Below are 21,839 nucleotides of genomic sequence, written 5' to 3'. Positions count from 1 at the left end.
GTTTTCTTAACAACAATATTAAAACGCCTTCAATAGTAAAAATAGTTTTTGTAAGTTTTGTAACTACTTTTGTAATTTTAAAAAAGTATAAGCGACTTATAATAAGTCGCTTATACTTAAAAACCTATTTTATTTTCTTGTAAAAGCTCCTTCTTTACTCCCCATAAAATACACTCAGACCATTTTGAACAGAGCGTTGTAATCGTTTAAGTTCAAGTTTTAATACCTCTTTGCCTAAAGGGGTAAGTACGTAACATTTCTTTCTATCTATCGATGCTACCTCATCAATTAGTTCTTTGTTTAATAGTTTTTTGATAATCCCATACAATGTGCCTGCTCCAAGTTTAACTTCTCCATGCGTAAGGTTTTCAACCTCTTGCATAATTCCATAACCATGTATAGGTTTTAGTAATGACAATAAAATATAGTATTGTGCTTCTGTTAAAGGGATGTATTGTTCTACTGCAGGCTTCATTATAACTACCTCCGATATATCGTATATCGATATCTTAAGACGATTTTTCAATAAATGCAACCAATGGAATTGTCCTATATATAGGAAGAAAGTCAAATAAAAGTGTACCTTATGTTTAGTCCGTTGATATAAAACTGATTTTTTTGAAATATGCAATATTACATATTTTCACTTCCCAATTTTACGGTATTCTGAAATTGTTAAATATGGTAGATATTTCATTTTCCTCAATGCCAGTTGAAACATAGTAAATAATAATCATATCTAACATCGCTTATTCTGTTTATTTATATGGTATGTATAAGTGATTTTATAATTAGCTTAGTAGGCATAATGAAAGGAGATGAAAACAAAATGTTAAATTTAAAATTCTTAGAAATCGAAAATGAAGAATTAAACTGCGGTTGGTGTATGGCAGGTGGCGCGGTTGTAGGTGGCGGCGCAGCAGTTGGAATTGGCCTTCTTTTAACGTAATCAAAGGGGATTCTTAATATGAAACAGTTATTCTATACAGAAGTTGAAATAGAAGAATTGAACTCGGCGACTAGTTGGGCTCAATCGGTAGCTACGGGTGGCGTTGGAATTTTCGTCATTTTAACTTGATGTTATAAATATTCCATCGTTAAAGAAGGTGAGAAGCATGAAAAAATTATATTTTAAAGAGGTTCAATTAGAAGAATTAAACTCTATGCCGTGGAATCTGAAAATTGCGATAGCGGGTGGCGCAGGTGCAGCAGCAGGTATTACTACAATGATTGTTATTACCTGATTTTAAATATAAACAAACTACTTGAATGTTGAAACAAGGAGGTGAAAAGCATGAAAACATTATCTTTTAAAGAGGTTGAATTAGAAGATTTAAACGTGTGGGACATGATTGGTTACGGTATTGGTGCTGGTGCAATACTTGTACTTACATGATTTTAGCTACAGGGATTTGTATTTTGAAAATTAAATAAGGAGGTGAAAAAAATGAATACATTATACTTCAAAGAAGTTGAGTTAGAAGAAGTAAACTCTTATACAGATGCTGCTGGATTTGCTATCGGATTTGGTATTGGAGTAGGTCTTGTACTAACTTGATTTAAAATGATGATGCAAATAAATTAAAAAATTCAAGTGAGGAGGCGAAAAAGATGAAAAAATTATTCTTTAAAGAAGTTGCATTAGAAGAATTAAATTCACATGGTACAGACTTCTGGACTGGAGTAGGTATTGGAGCAGGTGTGGTTGCTGCTGGTGCTGGTGTAGCTGGTGTACTAATTGTAACGTGATGAATGATGGAGTGTTTAATATCAATTTTGATATTGTAGCCTTCAATTACATATTATTTTTTGTATATTAAGTTATTAAACGAATATGCAACATTGCATATTCGTTTTTCTTTATTCCATGTTATTCTCAAATAGTTATATATGGTATTTAATGGTATCCCGTATTTCTAAGACATAAAAGTTATTAAAACCATCTATAATTTCATTCAGTCAGTTTTTTATATCTGTATATATAATGATGATTTTCTAGTTGATACCTCTGAAGACTATATGGAAGGAGATGAAAACAAAATGCTAAATTTAAAATTTTTAGAAATTGAAAATGAAGAATTAAACTGTGGTTGGTGCATGGCAGGTGGCGCGGTTGTAGGCGGCGGTGCAGCAGTTGGAATTGGCCTTTTACTAACTTAATAGAGAAGTGAATGATCTATGAATAAATTGTATTTTAAAGAGATTCATTTAGAAGTACTGAACTCTTATAAAATTGGAATTGCGGGCGGCACAGCTGTAACGTTAGGCGCTACAGCATTGATCATACTTACTTGATTATAAATCCGAATAAACTTTTTGGAAGATAAAGACAAGGAGGCGGAAAATATGAAAAAATTATTCTTTAAAGAAGTTGCATTAGAAGAATTAAATTCACATGGTACAGATTTCTGGACTGAAGTAGGTATTGGAGCAGGCGTGGCTAGCGTACTGATTGTGACGTGATGGATATGAATAAAAATCTACTATTTATTATAATCCCAGCTCTTATAGTGTTAGGTTTAATTGCTCTCGTTAATAGTAGTAATTTATATATGAATATTGCTTTAGCAACTGCAATAACTGTAGCTTCTGGAATTTTAGTAAGCAGAGTACTACATTTACGAAAAAATTAAATAGTAACGCACTATAAAAAATTTATCTTCCAAATATTCACTAGAGAATCAGTGGTTTAAAGTGCCTGTTTCGTTACTTTAACAAAACTTACATGATCTCAGCCGTAGAAATAAAATTTCAAAACGAAAATCAGAAGGTGAAAAACATGAACAAATTACACCTTAAAGAAATTAAATTAGAAGAGTTAAATTCAACAATGGACATAATCTATGCGGTTACAGGAGCGGCTATTGTTGGTGGTGGAGTACTTATTATTACTTTATTATTTCATTTAAATATTAATATTTTATAAAATAATATTTTTAGAGGTATCAACTAGAAAATCAGGGGGACAAACTAATGATTGGAATTTCGTGCATAATTGAAGAAAACTGTTTATTTAAAAATATCAATGAAAGTGACGCAAAAGAGCTATTTTCTGCTGAAGCTAAAGATGTACACTTTGATAAATTTGATTTTGAAAATAACACATTTATAGATTTTGTTGACTATCTAGACTTTCAAGAATACCAAAAGTACATATTTTTCGTTGGTGGTAGCTTGGAAAGAATATATAAACTAGTTCAATTTTTAGAATCAGAGTTAGAAGAAACAGATTTTTGTATAGTAGATGATAACTTGGAAGTAAAACATGGGGATTTTGAATTGATAGATATGCTACACCCTTTAAAAGGTATATTCCAACTAGAGAAAGAAAAGGCTAAGTTGTCTCACATGCAATATTTAAGAAATGGTTTAATGTCATTATTTTCAGGCGTATATCCACCTATTATTAATAAAAGAGCGTTAAAACATCTCTATGTAGAAAATTGTAATGTCATTAAGAATATTGAACCAAATGTGTATTATAACATGGCTGTAAACAGTTCAATTTTTATAGATCAATCTAGTGAAGAAGTTGAACTAAATAGCAATGACATGAAAGAAGTACCAAACATTATATTATTAAATAATTCTGTTCCGAGTTTTCAAAAAGAAGATTTGACGTCCTTAGAAGCAGATGAGTTAGATGAATTAATAAGCAAGTTTAAAAATTCAGGTGTTATTGAAAACAAAGAAAGTAAAAAAGCGATTTTTGATTACGCAACTTTGACAAAGACTAGCACAAATAATAGATTATTTGTCTATTCTGACGGGATTTTCAATGATTACTTGAAAGAAAATGTAATCTCAAAAAACATTAAGCTTCATTATTTTGATATTGTTTCAAAATATCAAAATAATGAAGAACAAGATAAAGTAGAGGCTATGGTTAAGAACATCATTCCGTTGATGTTTAATTTGGCAGCATCATTTAAAGGCGGGGCAACTACTTTTACTACGCCTTATACGAAGAACAAATTGGATCTAGTAGTAGATTCGATTGTTGAATTCAAATTAATTGGAATTCAAAATAATAGAGGTTGTTTTGTTTACAATATCCAAACCAATAAAGTTTTTGAAACGGATGAAACGTTCCTTGAAATATTAGAAGCCGATCAAAAAAATAGCCAAAGCTACCTAAAAGACCGCTTCAAAGATCAATATGATGCAATTATGAATGAATATAAGGGATTGGTGGAACATGCATAGTAAGTATATATTTGGTCCCTTTTTAAGAAAAGTTAAAAGGGGAAATGTGGAAATTTCAGATGATATTTATTCAGATACCCATTTTGCTGACTTTTATAATCGCTCGATAAATGAAAAATTTGAAATAAATGATTTAGATTTCTATAGAGAAAAAATCAATAATGATGATGTAGTGCTGGAAATAGGATCTGGTAATGGTAGGGTATTTAATGTTCTATCTAGAGAAGGTGTCAATATATATGGGATTGAACCACAATTGGAAATGATAAAATATATCGACACTTGTTACAGGGATAAGATTTTCAATATTGGTATTGAAAACCTGGAAACGATTAAAGATATTAAATTCACAAAAATTATTATACCAGCCACAACTGTTTCTTTGTTTTCAGAAGAACAATTTAAAATCTTTTTAATTAAAACAAAAGATTTATTGGATATTCATGGCTCAATAATTTTTGATTTCCTTAAACCTTCTTGTATAAAAGAAAATTGTGAAAAAGTTTCAAATTTTAAAACAGCTGATAGCGTATTTTTTGTAAGTAATGCCATCATAGAAAATAAATATGTTTTAAATATATATATGAAAGGCAATGGTGTTAAAAAAGTGGGATATTCAGTGAAAAATCTACACACTATTGAATATTTTGAGAAAGTCTCTCAAGAGTTAAATTATAAATTAAAGATACTATATAGCGGAGAAAATTTATATTTCTTGGAGTTGGATAATTGTGACGAATAATACCTATGTTGTTCCGATGGGGGAGGTTACGCAATCCCCTTTTTATAATATTGTTATTAAAGAAGCTAAAGATAGTTTTTTACTAGATACAAATGGAAAAAAATATTTAGATTTAAGAAGCGGATTATGGAATGTTTCATTGGGATACAAGCAAGAGCTATACCAAAGAATATCATCTCAATTTGATTCGTATTTACAAAAATCATTAACTTTTTTAGATATCCATGCATACAATCATCCTTTGTATAATGAATATAGTAACGCTTTGTTACATTTCATTAATGAAAAAGATTCTGCATATAATAAAGTCTTTTTCACAAATAGCGGTTCGGAAGGTACAGAGCTAGCAACAAAGGTTGTAAGACATTTAAACAACAAAGATAAAAAAGTTATTACGTATGATAAAAGTTATCATGGGACCTTTTTTGCAGGGGTATCAGCTAGTGGATTAGATGACAAGGTAACTGAAGATTATCAACCGAAATTAGATGGATTCTTAAGTATAAAAACTCCTCAAAATCGTGATGATGAAGATTATGTATTGAATTTTATAGAGGAAAATCATCAAAATATATCAGCTTTTTTATTTGAACCTATTATTGGTTCAGGCGGAGTGTATATTTTTAATAAAGAATTTATTGAAAAACTACACAACACTTTAAAAAAATTCAACATATTACTGATTTTTGATGAAGTGGCAACAGGTTTTTATAGAACGGGCAATCGCTTTTTCTTTAAAGAACTAGGGGTGACTCCAGATATTTTAATTTTGAGTAAATCGATTAACAATGGAATTCTCCCATTTGGAGCAGTAGTAATTTCAAAAGAAATTGAAGACGCTCTCAAAGGTAAGCATATCGAGCATTTCTCTACTCAAAACGGAAATCTGCTAGGGGTACTATCAGCAAAGGTCACTTTAGATTACATTTTAGAAAATGAGACAAGTATTATTAACAATGTTCGAGAAATTGAAAATATAGTAACGAATACGCTAAAGATGAAAAATTTTAGTTACACGGGTGTCGGGGGAATGTATTCGATCCCTGTAAATGATCCAATTAAAACTATGGAAATAGTTAACGGATTAAAAGAACTAGGTATTTTAGTTTATCATTACATGGATAATGATGAAGGTAATGGTATTACACTATTTCCTACCCTTTTAATAGATATGAAGGCATTTTCAAAAGCTATGAAAATAATTGCAAAGAGGGTATTGGTTTGAAAGAAGTATATAACTTAAATGTTTGCAATGTAAATCTTGAATACCACATAGACGACTATGTTTATATATATAACCCTAAGAATGAGAGAATGATACAAGCAGATCAGAATACACTAGAGTATCTTAGGAGCTATAATACTGAAACTAGTGAAAAAGTAGAAGGTTTAGAAAGATTTTTGCATGGCAAAAAAAAATACAATTTATTAAATTTTAAATTGCTAAAATTAAGTGTAAGTACAAAGGGATTTGAGACATTATATAAAATCGAAAACATTAAGATTTTCAAGTACTTGTTCGTATGTTTACTTTTATTTTTTGCAATTACTTTTCCTGTTGTAGTGAAAAAGGGATATACGCTCTTCAATAGTGGTGCAATGAACTTTAATGTATATCATTTAATATACATATACGTAGCACAATTATTTATTGTTTCGTTCCATGAATTTTCGCATTATTATACTTACAGGAAATATATTAAATCTGACAAAATGCGTTTTGGAATAATAATTCGATATTTCTTTTTATTATTATTCTTTACAAATGTTAACTATATGAGGACGCTCGATAAGAGAAAAAAAATAGCAATAATGTTATCAGGTGTTATGGGACAAATGATTTTAGGAAGTCTATTAGCTATAATGTATCTTTTGTCAAGTTCTGACGTGATATTATACATATATATTACTAATTGTATAATTATATTTACTAATATGATGCCGTTTTTAAAGTTAGATGGTTATTGGATTATAAATCAAATGATAGGTTCAGAAGATTATATGAATAGCTTCAAACAATTTATATTCAAACGACAAAAGATAAAATCTTCTGAGTTACTACTCGGACTAGTAAATTGTATTCTCATAACCACAGTTATTTTAAGTGGTGTTTATTGGGTATTCGATGTTGTAAGGAGAGGAATAATTTGAGTGGTAATATACTGATACTAGGTGCTAATGGATATGTTGGTAAAGACTTACAATCGGTAATGAAAGACACAAAAAATATATACTGTATCGATAAAACTTATAAAGAAAAAGTAATGAAAGATACCAATAAAGTTTATTTAAATTTAGATGTTAGCCAAGAAGAAGATATTAGATTTTTATCCAATTACTTAGAAGAGAACAATGTAACAATAGATGGTATTATCAATTTGATCGGGGTTAATACTTTATCTAATTTTTATAATGTGACAAATGAAGCTTGGGATAAAACATTTGATATAAACATTAAGAGTTTTGTTTTTTTACTCAAGTCCATTTATAGCTCACTTTCACACCGCGTTTCAATTGTAAGTGTAGCCTCACAAAATGGTATAGTGGCACATGAGGATAGAATTGCATATGGTGCATCAAAGGCAGCGTTGATTCACTTAACAAAAAATTTAAGCATTGATTTTTTGAAGGATCAAAAGAGAGACATTAAGGTGAATTGTGTTTCACCGTCCTATATTATCAACGATAATAACGAAAGCTATTTGAAGTCCTTTGAAGGAAATAAGTTATTAAAAAAGATACCATATAGGAAATTTGTTGAAATTTCAGATGTTACAAATGTCATCTTATTTTTAATGTCTGATAAAAGCGATGCCATTAGAGGTCAAAATATTGTGGTTGACTATGGATATACAATTGTATAAATAAATCATCTTGGGAAATGAGGGTGTGGATAATGAGCTTACTAATTAAACATTTAACAAAGAAATTTGACGAACATTTTGCAGTGGATAATTTGAATATCGAGATACCAAAAGGTGAAATATTTGGGTTCTTGGGCGGGAATGGAGCAGGTAAAACGACTACATTTCGAATGATACTTGGACTTTTATCAAAATCAAGCGGATCTATTTCATGGAATGGTAAACCTATAAATTATGATGTTACTGATAAGATTGGTTATTTACCAGAAGAACGGGGGCTTTATGCGAAAATGACTGTCAAAGAACAAGTTAACTTTTTTGCAAAACTAAAGAACATGAAAAGTAAAGATGCAGAAAAAGAACTTCACTATTGGCTGGAGCGTTTTAATATAACTGAGCATCTGAACAAAAAAGTAGGAGAACTTTCTAAAGGGAATCAGCAAAAAATTCAGCTGATAACAGCGATTATACATAAGCCTGAACTCTTAATTTTAGATGAACCATTTAGTGGTTTAGATCCAGTAAATGTTGAAATGTTAAAAGAAGCTGTTCTTGATATGCAAAAACAAGGGTCGTCCATTCTTTTTAGTTCACATCGTATGGAACATGTGGAAGAGTTATGCCAAAACATTTGTATCATGCATAAAGGAGTACCTGTTGTTCAGGGCGACATTGCCAAAATTAAAAGTGATTTTGGTAAAAAGAACGTTGTAATCGTTGGCGATTATGACTTTGACCATTTGAAAGAAATAAAAGGTGTAGAAAGTATGAAGAAACGTAAGAATGCAGTTACTCTTAAAATTTCATATGAAGAAGTTTCGCATGTTTTATTTAAAGAGATAACGAAATTAGGGTATGTTAAAAAATTTGCAGTAGAAGAGCCTACATTAAATGATATCTTTATTGCGAAAGTAGGTGCACAACATGAGTAGTTTCTGGACAATTTTTTTACAAAACTATAAATCTAAGGTGAAATCAAAATCATATTTTGCTATTACAATAATAGTTTCTATGTTAATTATAGGATTGATGAATTTTGACAAGATTTATAACTATTTTGCAGGTAACGAGGAAGATCAAGTTGTTGTTGTTACAGAAAAAGAAGAATTATATACAACTATTCATCAAGTGTTTAAAAATGTCGATAGTAAAATACATGTTAAGCGTAGTACGGATAAACAAAAAGCAGAATCTGGTGTTAAAAATGGTGATTATACATATGCAATCGTTATAGAGGAATTGGATAATAAACAACTAAAGGCTACGTATATAACTGAGACAGATGTAAATCAGCAAGATGTAAATCAGCAAGATGTTAGCAAGGTTCAAACGATTTTATCTCAAATACAATCTTCTATTTTCGCCCAGCAATTGAATCTATCGCAAGATGAATTAAAGGTGTTAACAACGCCAGTAGAAATTCATACCAAAACTGTTTCAGATAAGGTTAAAGATGGAGAACATACAGAGGGTGTAGGGATTTTAATTAATGTCTTTATCATACTAAATTATTTAATGATATTATTGTATGCTGCACAATTAGCAACAGATGTTGCAACAGAGAAATCTTCTCGTGTAATGGAGTTAGTTGTTTCAAGTATTTCGCCTACAAAACATTTATATGCGAAGCTCTTCTCAACATTATTGGCAGGTATTACGCAAATAATAATTTGGGGCTTGGTCGCAACTGTTGGGTATAAAACAGCAATTAATGAATCGAAAAATGATATTTTAAATAGTATTGATTTAAATTCTGTTGCTCCTACTCTAGTGGTGTATGGGATTCTATTCTTCACATTAGGATTCTTATTATACGGCTCATTATCTTGTCTATTCGGTTCTATTATTAGTCGTATAGAGGAATCTTCTCAAGCTGTTATGCCGCTGACATTTATGTTACTTGCTGCTTTGTATATCGCACTTTATGGAATGTCAAATCCAAGCAGCGCGGTTGTTACCATTACTAGCTATATACCTTTCTTTACTCCTATTGTTATGCTCGTACGAATTGGATTCCTCAATATCCCAGTATGGGAGATTGCGCTTGCATTAGCGATTCTATTAACAACAATATGTATGATGATTGGTTTAACGAGTCGTGTTTACCGCGGTGGCGTATTATTATATGGTAAAGGTGCATTCAGTAATATAAAAAAGGCAATCAAGTTAGGGAAAAACTAAGATTGGCCTATTCATTTTTGAAACTTATATTTACAATATATATATAAATAAATATAAAAATTATGGTTCTGGTGCAAAAATAGAATAAAAGATAATAAAGCGCATAGACTCCTAACGGAATCGTATCTTATGCCGTAAGCCCAAACAATTGATGGATGAATTCTTTCTGTTTTTGGACAGACTGGTCCCGTAAATCAACCCGTTCTTTTTTAATCATATGCATGACTTCTACTCCAGAAAGAATGGATGTAGCTGTGTCAAAACATTTGAACCCTAGCATAGAACGAATTCGCTTCTTTATAAAACGATGATCTTGTTCTACTATGTTATTCAAGTACTTTTGTTGTCTAAGTCGCATACCACCAGGTATGCTTTTTTCTTTTTTCAACTGTTCAATTGCTATAGGATAAGCTGGATTTTTATCGACCGTTATAACACGAGGTTTTGAAACATGAAAAGACTGCAAGGCCTTCTTGAAAAAGCGCTTTGCAGCTTTCTGGTCTCTTGTTTTGCTTAGGTAAAAATCGATTGTATTTACTTTTGAATCAACAGCACGATACAGGTACATCCATTGACCTTTTACTTTGATATATGTTTCATCGACTCTCCAGGATTCATTTGTTTAAATAGTTTTATAAGTGATTTAAGAAAAGTAAGTATCCAGACAGTTAGATAAAAGACAATAAAGTCTATTTCTTATACATTAAAAGAAATAGACTTTATTTATTTGAATTTTCTTAGTGTGCAACATTCCCGCCTTGTTGAAAGAACCTTATAGCTATCAAGCTAAGATAATTTTTTATCTATATAATGAAAAGAACACTGTTCTTTTCTAGAGAAAGGATGGCGTATTTTTATATTTGTGGGATAGTTTTAGAGATAAAAATAATAGAAATATAAAAAAATAAAGGATTGACGCAATCTATATACGTCTTAATGCAAAATATATATTGCATTTATCCTGTATATAATTTAATATATAGAATATAAGATGCGAATTATAAAGATTATCTTTACAAACGGGGTGTATTTAATGTCAGTAAGCAAAATAAAAATTGCAAGAACAGAAAAGGGGCTAACTCAACAAGAATTAGCTGTGCTTGTAAATGTTACTCGACAAACCATTGGTCTTATTGAACTTAATAAATATAATCCATCTTTAAAGCTTTGCATTGATATAGCTAAATCACTCGATAAAACTTTAGATGAATTATTTTGGGAGGAAGAATAGAATGGAAAAACTAAAAAATTGGTTTTCACTCAGTACACATTCAGATGAAAGAATTCAGCAAATTGAAATGAAAATTTGGGCCCAATCTGGAATTGTGGTTTTATTGCTAGCCTTCATAGATTTAATAATAAGGGGCGTATACTTACAAAGACCGTTTCTAGAATGGGCTACAGCTCTTGGTATCATTATCTGTTATATGGTATTCTTCTTTATTAGATCCATTTTAGCTGGTGTTTACGAAACAGAAATCGATAACAAGGAACAGTTAAAACAAAAATTAAAAGATAAATTATCTTATACCCTTATTTTATCTTTTACTGGTGTAGCCTACACTACATATCATAATCAATTACCTCAAGACATTGTTGGATGGATGTTAGTATGTTTAAAGTTCATTTTACTTGTTACTATCTTGTTTGGTATTCAATATTTTATTACTAAATTAGCATGGAATAAATCCAATAAAATTCAATAAGTATAGAAAAAAAGCTTATCTTTTAGCACTTAATGATAAGCTTTTTTATTGTTTTCTCCATCTCTTTTTCGTTTTAGGGGGTATTTTGTTTTGATAGCTTGATAGCGATGGGGTACCGTCACATCGCCATCAAGCTAAGATTTTAAAGTACCCCCTAAACAAAAATTTGTGTTTTTTATAGCACCGAAGTTCATTTTTATCGTTTTAGGGGCAACCTGTTCTGTAAGTTGATGGACGTGTGGTTGGACCTCTACATGGAATCCTACTGTCTTTGTTTTAATTTAGAAATTTCTAAATTAACTTTCTTTTCATTTGAAATTGTAATACAATCAAGTTAAATAAATTTAACTGGTTAAAAAAAGGATGATGCATAATGAAACAAAAAGCCATTTCCATTATCGAAACATATGAACAATTAAAAGTTATAAGCGATCCATTACGTACAAAAATGCTTATATACTTAGTCGAAAAGCCATATACAGGTCATCAACTTGCTCAGCTTTTAAATCTTTCTCGCGCAAAAATACTCTATCACCTCCGCGAACTAGAAAAACACAACATCATTCAATTAGTAAAAAAAGAAGAACAGGGAGGGAATATTTTAAAGTACTATCAGGCTGTTTCGCGTGGCTTTATTCCTGCAAATCACTTACTTCACTACATTGAATCGCAACAGGCAACAAGACAATCCTATTTAGAAGTATTACATCGTGCACAAACAAGAGTATTAACTGCTCCAGATACCTCATTCGATTTAACATCTTCCCATGTTGAAGATTGGCCAAGTATCTCGATGCAAACAGAATTCTCATTAACAGAAGAACAATTTATAAAGTTTTTAAATCAGTATAGAAACCTTGTTAAAGAAACTTTAGCAGCTTCCACAGAAACTGATACTAATAAAAACTTTTATGTTACAATCACAGGTTTTGAAATTGATCAACTGCTCTTTAACGAAGATTTATAATTCATTATTTGTGGGGAGGAATATTCTTTGAGTGAGCCACTTATATCACAACAAGTTCAACCTAAGTATACAAGCATGTCATTATTTAAAAATCGTGCATTCTTATTTCTTTGGTTATCTAGTACCTCTTCTTTTCTTGCTCTTTCAACCTACCTATTTGCAGAGCAATGGTATGTTATTCGAGCTTTAGGTCAGGAATCAGTACTTGGGATTGTCATGATGGTGACTCTAATCCCGCGAGTCCTCCTAATGACTGTTGGAGGTGTATGGGCAGATCGCTTTAAACGTTCAAAAATTATGTTGGTTTCTAGCTTCACGCGTTTTTTACTGGTTTTTGTAATGATTACTTTATTACATTTACATCTATTAAATTTATGGTCATTACTGTTTTTTGCACTACTATTTGGAATTCTGGATGCTTTCTTTTCACCAGCGAATCAGTCTCTTCTTCCTCTTCTAGTCCCAAAAGAGATGTTAACTCGATCTAATTCCTTTATTCAAACTTCCAATCAAGTTGCAATGTTTGCCGGACCAATGATAGGTGGCTGGATTATTACAGTTAGTTCTTTCTCGGTTTTATTTCTCTTCGTTACTTGTTTTTTATTAATTACATCCGCTTTCACTTTATGTATTAAAGAAAAAAATTCTTCACCGTCTTCTAAGCAAGCATCTACCAGACAAGAGCTATTAGAAGGTTGTCAATATGTATGGAACATGCCTTTTTTAAAATCTATACTTTTTATTTTAATGACAATAAACGTCTTCTTCTTTGGCCCTTTACTTATGGGTATTCCATTATTAGCGAGCGAGGTATTACATGGAAAGGCAGTTGAGGTCAGTTTTTTACAAAGCTCTTATCAAGGAGGAATGCTAGGAGGCGCTTTATTGATTGGGCTTTTAAATATTAGGAAAAATAGAGGTCTTTCTATTCTAATACTTATTTCTTTTCTTGGTATTTTTCTTTCTCTCCTTGGTCAAATGTATGTTTTATGGCAAGGAATCCTTTTACTTGTGATGATGGGTTTCATGTCTTCTATGATTAATGTACCACTGGTGTCTATTATTCAAGAAAACAGTGAAACAGATAAGCTAGGGAGAGTTATGAGTTTCGTAAATGCCTCTTCGAACGGTTTAGTTCCGCTATCTTATGCTTTTGTATCTATATGCTTAACATTTGGCACTTCTATATCTAACATTCTACTATGTTGTGGCTTACTCATAACTATCTTATCCATTCTTTTCATAACAAAATATAAAATTGTACGTGATACAAATTAACTAAACAGTGCAGTATTTCTAGAAATTAAATGTTGGTTCAGGTTAAGCAGGTGGAGCAATGCTATTTATAAATGTACTAAAAATTTTTTCCGTATTGGGTGTACAGAGGTATCTTATTTTTATTGGAAATAAGTATATTATTCGGTATTAGGGTCCCACTATACATGCCCATCCACTTAAAATATAGGTTGATCCCCAAAACGAAAAAATAATCTGAATTCACATAAATAACTGTCAAGAGATAAAAATTTCGTTTTGGGGTATTTGCTTTTCTTAGCTTGATGGTGATGGGGTACCGTCAGCATTTCGGAAAAAAACCACGCTAAGAGTATGCAAGATTTTATACAGTTTTTCGGCTAATCCAACAACAAACAAGAACCATAAAACCGCGCCAGGCTAGGAATGTATAAAAAAATGCATAGATCCATAGAACAAAACAAGGAGGTTCCCTTGTGAGAGTGAGGGAACCTCCTTGTCCTTGCTACCGATAATGAGACGTTATGTTAACCGAGCATGTATACGATATTCATTTTACTTTTCTCTAAAAAAGCATGATAAAATGGAACAAAAAGGAAAGCGGGAGGTTGTATTATGAAACAAGAAACAATCTGTACTAATTGGAGTTCAATTAATCTTAAAGAAGGAAAAGTTGGTTATGCAGCTCATGCTTATGTCTGTGAAGATACACCTTCTACTATTTTTAACGGAGGAACTCGTTCTAAATTATTAACTACCTTTTGTTTAGATTGTGGAGTAGTTCAATCTTTCAGAGTCGAAAATCCAAAAGCATTTAAAAAATAATGTTAATGAATTGACTTCCGCTTTCGGAAGTTATGTCAATACGAAACCCCTTCGGTAAGGAAACCGAAGGGGCTTTTTCTAGATACATTGAATACCGATAAGTGGTGTTATGGTAACCTTATTTAATCATTGATAGTTTTTTGCATATCATTAGCAATTAAATTTTTATCTTAACTAATTCTACAAACTTATTTACTTTTGATGGACTTGAAAAATTGGTGAAGACAATAAATTCATCTTTATAATTTATTATTAACTTTTTGATAAAAGGAACAGAAGAGTACTCTAAAATTAAAGAATTTGTATCATTAATTTTTGAAATACCACTATATTCATACTCCCATTTAAGTCCTTTTCCAAACATGTAATCAGCACAAAACAACAATTTTTTATTCGTAGCAGCTAAGACTCCAGATCTACTAATCTAATGTAGATCTATTGTACAATAAATTGTAGAAAGGATTTCTTCGTTGTTTTTTAGATGTTTTTTTATCGTTTCCAAGTTTGCTTTCATTGTTATACTCCTGTTTTTATTCATATAATTTTAATATTATATATTTTAAATTATATATTATTAGAGTAAATTCTGTATATAAAATTAAAATACAAGTACAAACGAAACTAAAATCTTTAAATTGGAGAACTATCCTTTTTGGTTATGTGTTTTCTAATCTCTTTTTTATCATATTTTGAATGTATACTTTTGTTGTTTATTTTGAGGATATCGGGGGATTTGGTTTAAAGTCAATGATTTCGGGGAAATGAAAGTAAACTAATATTGAAAAGTTTACTTTCATATTCAAAATAAGTTAAAAGCTCTTTTTAATGTTTTAAAAGTGCTTTTAACTTGATGTTGATGTGACGGAATCTCAAGTATGTAGAAATTTAAAAAAGTCCCTTAATAAGGCTAATGGACTTTGCTCACACAAATGATCTGTACATCAATTCACTTTTGATATACAGATCATTTGTATGATAGTTTTTATAAATAATTGCGGAATAATGAACTTACATTACTGCTTTTAAAAGTTCTTGTACAAATGGAATGATTCCACCTACAAATTTTAAAACTGCCATTGCGATTGTCATATTATTTCCTCCTCTTTTTTCGTATTAAGATGTGGTGAATCTTTATACTCTTATTATAGTAAGCGCTTATATTTATAACAATACATTTTTATATGCAATATTACATATTTATACGTTTAGATAAAAATTAGACCTCTATTAGTCATTCTTTAATGGTACCATAGCGAGGTGAGAGTCTTTAAGGGTTCTCCTTCATAGGAGGAAATGAATATGGAAAGAATGCAAGTGATTGATAGTAATCTGAAACTCAAGAGCTGGGTTAAACAGGTATTAGCTGTAGGCGGAATGTTAGGTTTCTGCTATTTGATGTTATATGTTTGTAGTTTCTTAATTGTTATGTAAATATATACAGCTATACTAGTGGAGTCTTTCCTACAGAGGTAAGGCTCTTTTGTTGTATCTGAGGTGAATTTTTTTGGAGGTACTCTAAAATATTAGGTTGATGGACATGTGGTTCTACTTCTAATTTGAAAGTAAACTTCTATTCAAAAGTTTACTTTCAAAAATGATAACAACAATCTAATTAATTAAGGTTAATTTAAGGTTATTTCCATAGATATTTCTAATTTATATATTATAATTACAATATTAAGTTGTATTTATGGAGGATGTTATAAAGTGAACTACAAAAAGGGTATTATGATAGGTCTATTATGTGTATTTGTTTTTTCATTAGGTGGTTGTGATTTTTGGGATGGATTTAAAGGTGGATTCAATACTAAAATTGAAAAAGTAGAGAATCAGGAGAAAAAATAAAATTTTATAGATGTTTTGGCTTTTTTTCTAGTGGAATTAAAAGTGAACTTCTATTCAAAAGTTTACTTTTAATTTATAAAAAAAGATGTACCATTTACAAAAAAGTTAAAGCGTTATAAAAAATGCACCGCCTGATAAAAATTTATGAGGCAGTGCATTTTTTATGTGCCGTATCTTCTAGACTTTTCTTAGTGTATAGTTGTGTCCTTCTGTTTCTTTCCCCTCATATCAACGGCAAAGTTCATGATCTCTTCCTGTGTCAATTTTTCTTCTTTAATATCACCGAAAATGCCCGAACCAACATATTTCATATCATCCCACTTGCAGAACGGTTCTTCATCTTTTAAAACCATTTCTGTATACCTTTCCCATTTTCCATTAATGTTTGCCATATTGAATCGCCCTTCGTCTTGTAAAATTCTTAATGCAAACATCTTATCTGAGTAATAAAAGTCGTAAGGTGTATCCTTATTAAAATAACGCTGAAAATCGATTTCATCTTCTCGTTCTGGAATATTTCTCTTTTCTGTTTCAACTTTTATATAAGAAGAAAGCGGAGAGTCCTCAAATTCATCGTCATATATATGCTCTAAAACCCAATAGTTACTATCTGAATCTCCAGGATAGTATATAAACCATTCGTCTCTGTCTGTTTTAAACACATATTCCGTGTTTGAATGAGTTTTTTTTCGATATGTTTCAACTATATATTTATCAGAAAACCAATCTGTCTGATCGTAAGAAATATCTGATAAGATTATGTCATTATCTCCATTTATAATGAAGAATTCCTCGGTTTCCTTTTCTTTACAAGAGTAACATTCGTATACTTGAAATTCTTCGTATGTCCTTAAATCCCCTTCTGCTAAAGCACCTCTAATTTCATCCTGAACTTCTTGAGGTATCCCTTCTAAACGTAACAAACCATTTAAATCACGCATTCGTACTCCATTAGGTTCTTCGGCTACTTTTATGCCATACGGCTTTAGAATTTGGGTTAACTTTTCTACAAGAGGCCAATCAATATGAAACATATATTCATAAATACTTGAATCAAAATCATTTATAGGAGTTAATAAGTCTCTAGTTTCAAAATTGTCACTAACGAGCCATTTTTGAGGATAAGAAAATTCCCCTTTTTTAATAAATATCGATGCGTCATTGTACACATATTTTTTTAAACTTTCATTCGGAAATATCAGATACCTTGTACTTTCATCAGTTTCGTATTCAAATATTCTTCTTCCCTCTAATAATATTTTCATATATACACCTCTATAAGATTGATAGTGTAGCAGTTATTATATAGAACATAGATTGTTAATAATATTATAGGCGTCACGTCACATGCCCATCAACCTAAAGAATCAAAATCCCCCATAACAAAATTTCTATTCATTATTGACTACTGATAATGAGATGTTATGTAAATTTGATATAAATAGAATATAAAAATAAATTGGTGGGATTTACACTATGAATGGTGAAAATAAATTGGAGCAAGAAATTGAAGGATTAAAACAATCTTTGGAACAATTAACAGTTGAAGTTCAACAATTAAAAGATGAACATAAACAACCAAAAAAAGAATATAAATTCAAGTTTAAAATTGTCGAAGAGATCGGAGGAGCTATATTTATTATTTTGGTAATTATAGCTTTATTCATGTTTCGCTAATACTTAATTAGAAAGAAAAAAGACATTTAAGATGTCCTTCTTTACTATTTATAACGGAAATTAGGTGAATGACAAGTCCCTTCAGATCTTCTGAAGGGACTTTAATAGGATTCTAGATAGATTGACTTCCACTAAGTTATGTTAATTAACATAACTTAGTGTTTTATAATGTGAAGTTTGCAATGAAATAACCAAATTCATAACCTATTCTTACTATTCCAGCTCCTAATATTATATATAGTGAATATTTAATAAAATGGTTTTTTTCTATGAAGTTTTTTAGATTATTCATGTTAAATCCTCCATGTTAATATTTATTAATTAAAATATTAACATGGATATGTGATTATTGATAATATATAACAACGTTGTTACGAATATTCGGAGTTTGGAATGGAGAGGGAAAGGAAATACCTTCAGATCCTATTCTAATAGCCTAAGATGGAAGGGACACCCCTCGAATCTTAGGCTATTACTCATTTTCGTTAACTAAATCGTATTTAATCTATAGTAGCACCATAGATATACAAAATCAAAGAAATACCAATATATGTTACAATGTTTATACAGTGAACTACTAGATTAAAATAGGAGGTATATCATGTTTAATAAAATTATAGAGGTACCAATGCACGCTACAATAAATTCAGGATTATACAAGCTCTCGATTCCGTATTTTGTAGGTCAGTCTGTTAATCTAGGAGAAGAGCCAAACGAAAAATATAATACATATTTAGTAAAGCAATTCCCAGTTGAGGCGTATATTTGTCTTGATGAAGATCTTGAAAATGGGTTATTCGCAAGATTTGTAATATACGAGAATGAAAAAGACTTAGTAGGATATCGCTACGCAGATTTAGCTACGGTTTTACGTAGATCGTATTTCACAACGATGTTTTTACCTGATAATCCCGAAACTATAAAATGGATTGAATATCGAAGTGCTGAAAAAAACCCTCAACATGAAGAGGAAATATTAGAAATCGAGTTAGAATGGAATAAAGAATCAGCTTCTTATAATTTTGTTGGACATAAGAAAATTGATAGCATCTTTGGTTAAATAAATACATCTAATAAAGTGTATTTTGGTAAACTTTTTTCAAAAAGAGTCCTTACTCATATCGAATGAGTAAGGACTCTTTTTCTAATAATGTTTTATGTACTTCTTTTTCACCAGATATATCAAACTTTACTTCACCATTTACTTTATAAATTCGTTCAATGATAGGTATTTTTGTTGTCATTTGTTGTTCTCGTATTTTTCTGTTTTTTGCTTGTTCAAAGTTAATAACATCCATGTTATATGTCTCCTTTTTGAAATTAATTATTAAATTTACAATCGACTATATCATCCAAGTAAAACTTGTTTTGAAAACGAAATGCATCTGTCGTTATTATTATTTTTTGATGTAGATCAATCTTTTGGATGTCCATGATTTCATGATGGATATAGCCATTTCTGTAGTACCATAGAATCACTTCTTGCTTTGTATGTATCGCTTCATTTAATGTTCTCCCTATTTCTTCTATTTGTTGTTCATCCAATACTGGCTTCGCTACTTTCGATTGCTCTTGAATGATTTGGTTAATCCCATGAAACTGTTCAGGTAAACTAGCAAACGCTTGCCATTTTACCATAGTCCGTCCTTTTGGCATACGAGAGTTCATCATGCTTTATGGCCTCCTAATAATGTGTTTCTGTATCTTGCTGTAGCGCTATGCGTATAAGAAATCCCTCTTAATATGCTGTTCTTACCAAACTTAGTGCGTATTTCATCCATTACCTTCGTTAATTTCATTTCTTTTTCTCGTTGTATTACATTGTCAAAAAGAGATATTTGTTCTTCACCTTCATTGATTAAGTTGGTTAAAGAAACATTGATTGATCTAATTGGTTCACCAGTATAAAACTCGTGTAAAAAGTATGTACAAACGTTATATATACCCATTGTTAAATTGGTTGGTCGGTTCATAGTGTGAGTTTTTCTGAAACTGCCAACGTAATTTTTACTGTAACCAATGGAAAAATGGATTGTTTGAGCTAGTTTGTTTTGTCTTCTCATTCGATAACAAACTTCCTCAATATGTTCCAGTAGGATAATTGGGAATTCCTCTATCGTGTAATCACGCATAAGTATTTGGCTTTTACCTATAGAAGTTGTTGCGGGAACATATTTTTCTGAAATACGGCTGAAATCTATGCCATTGCTATGTAAGTGCATTTCTACGCCAATAATCCCGAAGCTTTGCTTTAGTACTTGAGAGGGTATTGCGCTAAGTCCCCAATCGAATATATTCCTTTTCGATTTAACTTTGCTTCTGTTTTACCCGAAATCCCCCAAAACTTATTGAGTGGTCGTATCGACCATAATTTTGTGGGTACATCTTCGTATTTCCAATATGCAATGTAGTCTTTTGTTTTCTTCGCTTCCACATCTAATGCGATTTTACTCATCAATGGGTTAGGACCAATTCCTATTGTACATTCTATGCGCGTATGTTCATAAATCTCATGTTTGAACTTTAATGCAAATTCATATGGATCATTAGCAAACAAATGAATACTATCCGTAATATCCATGAAGAATTCATCGATGGAATATTGGTGAAAATCCTCAATGGGAACGTATTGTAGAGCTAATTTCGTTATGTAATTGGAGCATTTAATATAAGTTCCCATAATTGGATTCACAACAAGAATATCTTTTTGCCGAGGGATCTCGTATAGTCTTGCCATCTTCTTCACACCCATTGCTTTTAATGGTGGAGTTGCGGCTAAGACAATTGAGCTATTTCTATTAACATCACCGACTACAGCTAATTTTGTATGAAGTGGGTCTAACCCCATTTTGATGCAACTAACTGATGCGTAAAAGCTTCGTAAATCAACACATAAGATGATTCTATTCGGTAATATTGAATAGTCATACACTGTGATCCCTCCCTATAGTAAAAGAACGTTTGTTCTTTTATAAGGGGTTTTGGAAATATAATTTGATTATAAGTAAATTTAAATTAAGTGGGTGTAATTTAGCATTGTAGGTTCGACAAAACATAGCAAAGACTTTGCGAGCTTCGTCGATGGATTTTAAGAGGTATTAGCCCTTGGATATGGAATTTTCCATGTAGGAGGTGGCGTAGCGCTATGTCAGAAGCAGAGATAGTATATAGCAGCAGTGAGGTCTATAGTCGTTTAGGAGTTAGTGGTAGCACACTTAGAAAGTATTCGGATGTTCTTGAACGTGAAGGGTATGATGTAAGAAAGAATAATCGAGGAAGAAGGGAATACACAGAGTTTGATGTTGTACTTATTGAACAGTTAGTAGAGTTGAGTAAGCAAGATGGTATGACTTTAGAAAAAGCTGCGAAAATGATTGCAAAGCAGTTTGGAATCGATAATAAGAAAGAGGAATCCCAGGGGGCAGATCCTGTTCCTTATCAATTCCAGCAACAATATAGCGCTATGATAGAAGAAGTTAATAAGGTGCAGCAAGCTAACCTTTTAGAAATGGAAAAGAGACTAGGTGATCGTATAGAGCAAAAGAACAAATTAATCGAAGAGGATATTAAAG

At 31.0% G+C, this 21,839-nt stretch carries 25 protein-coding genes and 2 pseudogenes; 20 read left to right on the top strand and 7 right to left on the bottom strand.

Annotated elements, in window-relative coordinates; genetic code table 11:
* Window positions 1-154 precede the first annotated feature (154 nt).
* Window positions 155-475: a PadR family transcriptional regulator gene (locus COI75_RS14385; protein WP_000801311.1), complete on the bottom strand. Its 321-nt coding sequence runs from the start codon at window positions 473-475 to the stop codon at window positions 155-157.
* A 640-nt stretch (window positions 476-1,115) separates the two neighbouring features.
* On the opposite strand from COI75_RS14385, the gene COI75_RS27305 reads away from it, so the two are divergent.
* The 10 genes from COI75_RS27305 to COI75_RS14350 all read left to right on the top strand — a co-directional run bounded on the left by COI75_RS27305 (window position 1,116) and on the right by COI75_RS14350 (window position 9,993).
* Complete coding sequence (locus COI75_RS27305; RefSeq protein ID WP_000737809.1) at window positions 1,116-1,244, top strand: hypothetical protein; 129 nt, start codon at window positions 1,116-1,118, stop codon at window positions 1,242-1,244.
* A 367-nt stretch (window positions 1,245-1,611) separates the two neighbouring features.
* Window positions 1,612-1,749, top strand: coding sequence for a hypothetical protein (locus COI75_RS26940; protein WP_000732304.1), 138 nt, complete (start codon window positions 1,612-1,614; stop codon window positions 1,747-1,749).
* Between the two features lie 1,030 nt (window positions 1,750-2,779).
* Window positions 2,780-2,926 (top strand): hypothetical protein, encoded by a 147-nt coding sequence (locus COI75_RS26935; protein WP_176535590.1) that lies wholly within the window; start codon window positions 2,780-2,782, stop codon window positions 2,924-2,926.
* 47 nt (window positions 2,927-2,973) lie between these two features.
* Window positions 2,974-4,206, top strand: a complete 1,233-nt coding sequence (locus COI75_RS14380) for a hypothetical protein (RefSeq protein ID WP_098448421.1) — start codon at window positions 2,974-2,976, stop codon at window positions 4,204-4,206.
* Between the two features lie 46 nt (window positions 4,207-4,252).
* Window positions 4,253-4,948 (top strand): methyltransferase domain-containing protein, encoded by a 696-nt coding sequence (locus COI75_RS14375; RefSeq protein ID WP_255265682.1) that lies wholly within the window; start codon window positions 4,253-4,255, stop codon window positions 4,946-4,948.
* The gene (locus tag COI75_RS14370) at window positions 4,938-6,173 is read left to right on the top strand and encodes an aminotransferase class III-fold pyridoxal phosphate-dependent enzyme (RefSeq protein ID WP_098448419.1); all 1,236 of its coding nucleotides are present in this window, start codon (window positions 4,938-4,940) and stop codon (window positions 6,171-6,173) included. Before COI75_RS14375 ends, COI75_RS14370 begins: the two co-directional genes overlap by 11 nt.
* The gene (locus tag COI75_RS14365) at window positions 6,170-7,099 is read left to right on the top strand and encodes a M50 family metallopeptidase (protein ID WP_098448418.1); all 930 of its coding nucleotides are present in this window, start codon (window positions 6,170-6,172) and stop codon (window positions 7,097-7,099) included. Before COI75_RS14370 ends, COI75_RS14365 begins: the two co-directional genes overlap by 4 nt.
* On the top strand, window positions 7,096-7,812 hold the full coding sequence (locus COI75_RS14360; protein ID WP_098448417.1) for an SDR family oxidoreductase: 717 nt from the start codon (window positions 7,096-7,098) through the stop codon (window positions 7,810-7,812). Before COI75_RS14365 ends, COI75_RS14360 begins: the two co-directional genes overlap by 4 nt.
* A 32-nt stretch (window positions 7,813-7,844) precedes the next feature.
* Window positions 7,845-8,744: an ABC transporter ATP-binding protein gene (locus COI75_RS14355; RefSeq protein WP_098448416.1), complete on the top strand. Its 900-nt coding sequence runs from the start codon at window positions 7,845-7,847 to the stop codon at window positions 8,742-8,744.
* A complete protein-coding gene (locus tag COI75_RS14350; protein ID WP_098448415.1) occupies window positions 8,737-9,993 on the top strand; it encodes an ABC transporter permease in 1,257 nt (418 codons plus the stop codon). Before COI75_RS14355 ends, COI75_RS14350 begins: the two co-directional genes overlap by 8 nt.
* A 127-nt stretch (window positions 9,994-10,120) precedes the next feature.
* On the opposite strand, the pseudogene COI75_RS14345 reads toward COI75_RS14350, so the two are convergent.
* Window positions 10,121-10,615: pseudogene (locus COI75_RS14345) on the bottom strand (IS6 family transposase); the annotation flags it as partial.
* A gap of 411 nt (window positions 10,616-11,026) precedes the next feature.
* On the opposite strand from COI75_RS14345, the gene COI75_RS27300 reads away from it, so the two are divergent.
* From COI75_RS27300 to COI75_RS14325, 5 genes are all read left to right on the top strand, one after another.
* Entirely contained in the window at window positions 11,027-11,224 is a 198-nt protein-coding gene (locus COI75_RS27300) for a helix-turn-helix transcriptional regulator (RefSeq protein ID WP_033714322.1), read from the top strand.
* 1 nt (window position 11,225) lies between these two features.
* Window positions 11,226-11,699, top strand: a complete 474-nt coding sequence (locus tag COI75_RS14340) for a DUF6773 family protein (RefSeq protein WP_141535113.1) — start codon at window positions 11,226-11,228, stop codon at window positions 11,697-11,699.
* 373 nt (window positions 11,700-12,072) lie between these two features.
* The gene (locus COI75_RS14335; RefSeq protein WP_002203041.1) at window positions 12,073-12,666 is read left to right on the top strand and encodes an ArsR/SmtB family transcription factor; all 594 of its coding nucleotides are present in this window, start codon (window positions 12,073-12,075) and stop codon (window positions 12,664-12,666) included.
* Between the two features lie 27 nt (window positions 12,667-12,693).
* A complete protein-coding gene (locus COI75_RS14330) occupies window positions 12,694-13,944 on the top strand; it encodes an MFS transporter (RefSeq protein ID WP_098448414.1) in 1,251 nt (416 codons plus the stop codon).
* Between the two features lie 591 nt (window positions 13,945-14,535).
* Complete coding sequence (locus COI75_RS14325; RefSeq protein ID WP_098448413.1) at window positions 14,536-14,745, top strand: hypothetical protein; 210 nt, start codon at window positions 14,536-14,538, stop codon at window positions 14,743-14,745.
* Window positions 14,746-14,902: 157 nt separating this feature from the next.
* On the opposite strand, the gene COI75_RS14320 is transcribed toward COI75_RS14325, so the two are convergent.
* Complete coding sequence (locus COI75_RS14320; protein ID WP_255265684.1) at window positions 14,903-15,169, bottom strand: PH domain-containing protein; 267 nt, start codon at window positions 15,167-15,169, stop codon at window positions 14,903-14,905.
* Between the two features lie 875 nt (window positions 15,170-16,044).
* Between COI75_RS14320 and COI75_RS27295 the strand changes: the two genes are divergently transcribed.
* Both COI75_RS27295 and COI75_RS26930 read left to right on the top strand, forming a co-directional pair.
* Window positions 16,045-16,176 (top strand): hypothetical protein, encoded by a 132-nt coding sequence (locus tag COI75_RS27295; protein ID WP_255265681.1) that lies wholly within the window; start codon window positions 16,045-16,047, stop codon window positions 16,174-16,176.
* 276 nt (window positions 16,177-16,452) lie between these two features.
* Complete coding sequence (locus tag COI75_RS26930) at window positions 16,453-16,590, top strand: hypothetical protein (RefSeq protein WP_176535589.1); 138 nt, start codon at window positions 16,453-16,455, stop codon at window positions 16,588-16,590.
* A 188-nt stretch (window positions 16,591-16,778) separates the two neighbouring features.
* Here COI75_RS26930 and COI75_RS14310 read toward each other — a convergent pair whose 3' ends face one another.
* Window positions 16,779-17,855, bottom strand: a complete 1,077-nt coding sequence (locus COI75_RS14310; protein ID WP_098448412.1) for a hypothetical protein — start codon at window positions 17,853-17,855, stop codon at window positions 16,779-16,781.
* A 211-nt stretch (window positions 17,856-18,066) separates the two neighbouring features.
* Here COI75_RS14310 and COI75_RS14305 point away from each other — a divergent pair, with 211 nt between their 5' ends.
* Both COI75_RS14305 and COI75_RS14300 read left to right on the top strand, forming a co-directional pair.
* Window positions 18,067-18,267 carry a hypothetical protein gene (locus COI75_RS14305; protein WP_098448411.1) on the top strand — a complete coding sequence of 67 codons (201 nt, stop codon included), beginning with the start codon at window positions 18,067-18,069 and terminating at the stop codon, window positions 18,265-18,267.
* Window positions 18,268-18,868: 601 nt separating this feature from the next.
* On the top strand, window positions 18,869-19,327 hold the full coding sequence (locus COI75_RS14300; protein WP_098448410.1) for a hypothetical protein: 459 nt from the start codon (window positions 18,869-18,871) through the stop codon (window positions 19,325-19,327).
* A gap of 52 nt (window positions 19,328-19,379) precedes the next feature.
* Here COI75_RS14300 and COI75_RS14295 read toward each other — a convergent pair whose 3' ends face one another.
* The 3 genes and pseudogenes from COI75_RS14295 to COI75_RS14285 all read right to left on the bottom strand — a co-directional run bounded on the left by COI75_RS14295 (window position 19,380) and on the right by COI75_RS14285 (window position 21,199).
* The gene (locus COI75_RS14295; RefSeq protein WP_098448409.1) at window positions 19,380-19,565 is read right to left on the bottom strand and encodes a hypothetical protein; all 186 of its coding nucleotides are present in this window, start codon (window positions 19,563-19,565) and stop codon (window positions 19,380-19,382) included.
* 22 nt (window positions 19,566-19,587) lie between these two features.
* Window positions 19,588-19,938: a YolD-like family protein gene (locus tag COI75_RS14290; RefSeq protein ID WP_098448408.1), complete on the bottom strand. Its 351-nt coding sequence runs from the start codon at window positions 19,936-19,938 to the stop codon at window positions 19,588-19,590.
* Window positions 19,935-21,199, bottom strand: a pseudogene (locus tag COI75_RS14285) (Y-family DNA polymerase). Before COI75_RS14285 ends, COI75_RS14290 begins: the two are co-directional and overlap by 4 nt.
* A 213-nt stretch (window positions 21,200-21,412) precedes the next feature.
* Here COI75_RS14285 and COI75_RS14280 point away from each other — a divergent pair.
* Window positions 21,413-21,839, top strand: a 427-nt coding sequence (locus COI75_RS14280; RefSeq protein WP_141535112.1) for a MerR family transcriptional regulator, incomplete at its 3' end; no start/stop codon positions are given.

The organism is Bacillus cereus, assembly GCF_002564555.1.
GTDB classification, from domain to species: domain Bacteria; phylum Bacillota; class Bacilli; order Bacillales; family Bacillaceae_G; genus Bacillus_A; species Bacillus_A cereus_K.
The sequence above is the reverse complement of the archived record's forward strand: the minus strand, read 5'-3'. Positions and strand labels throughout refer to the sequence as shown.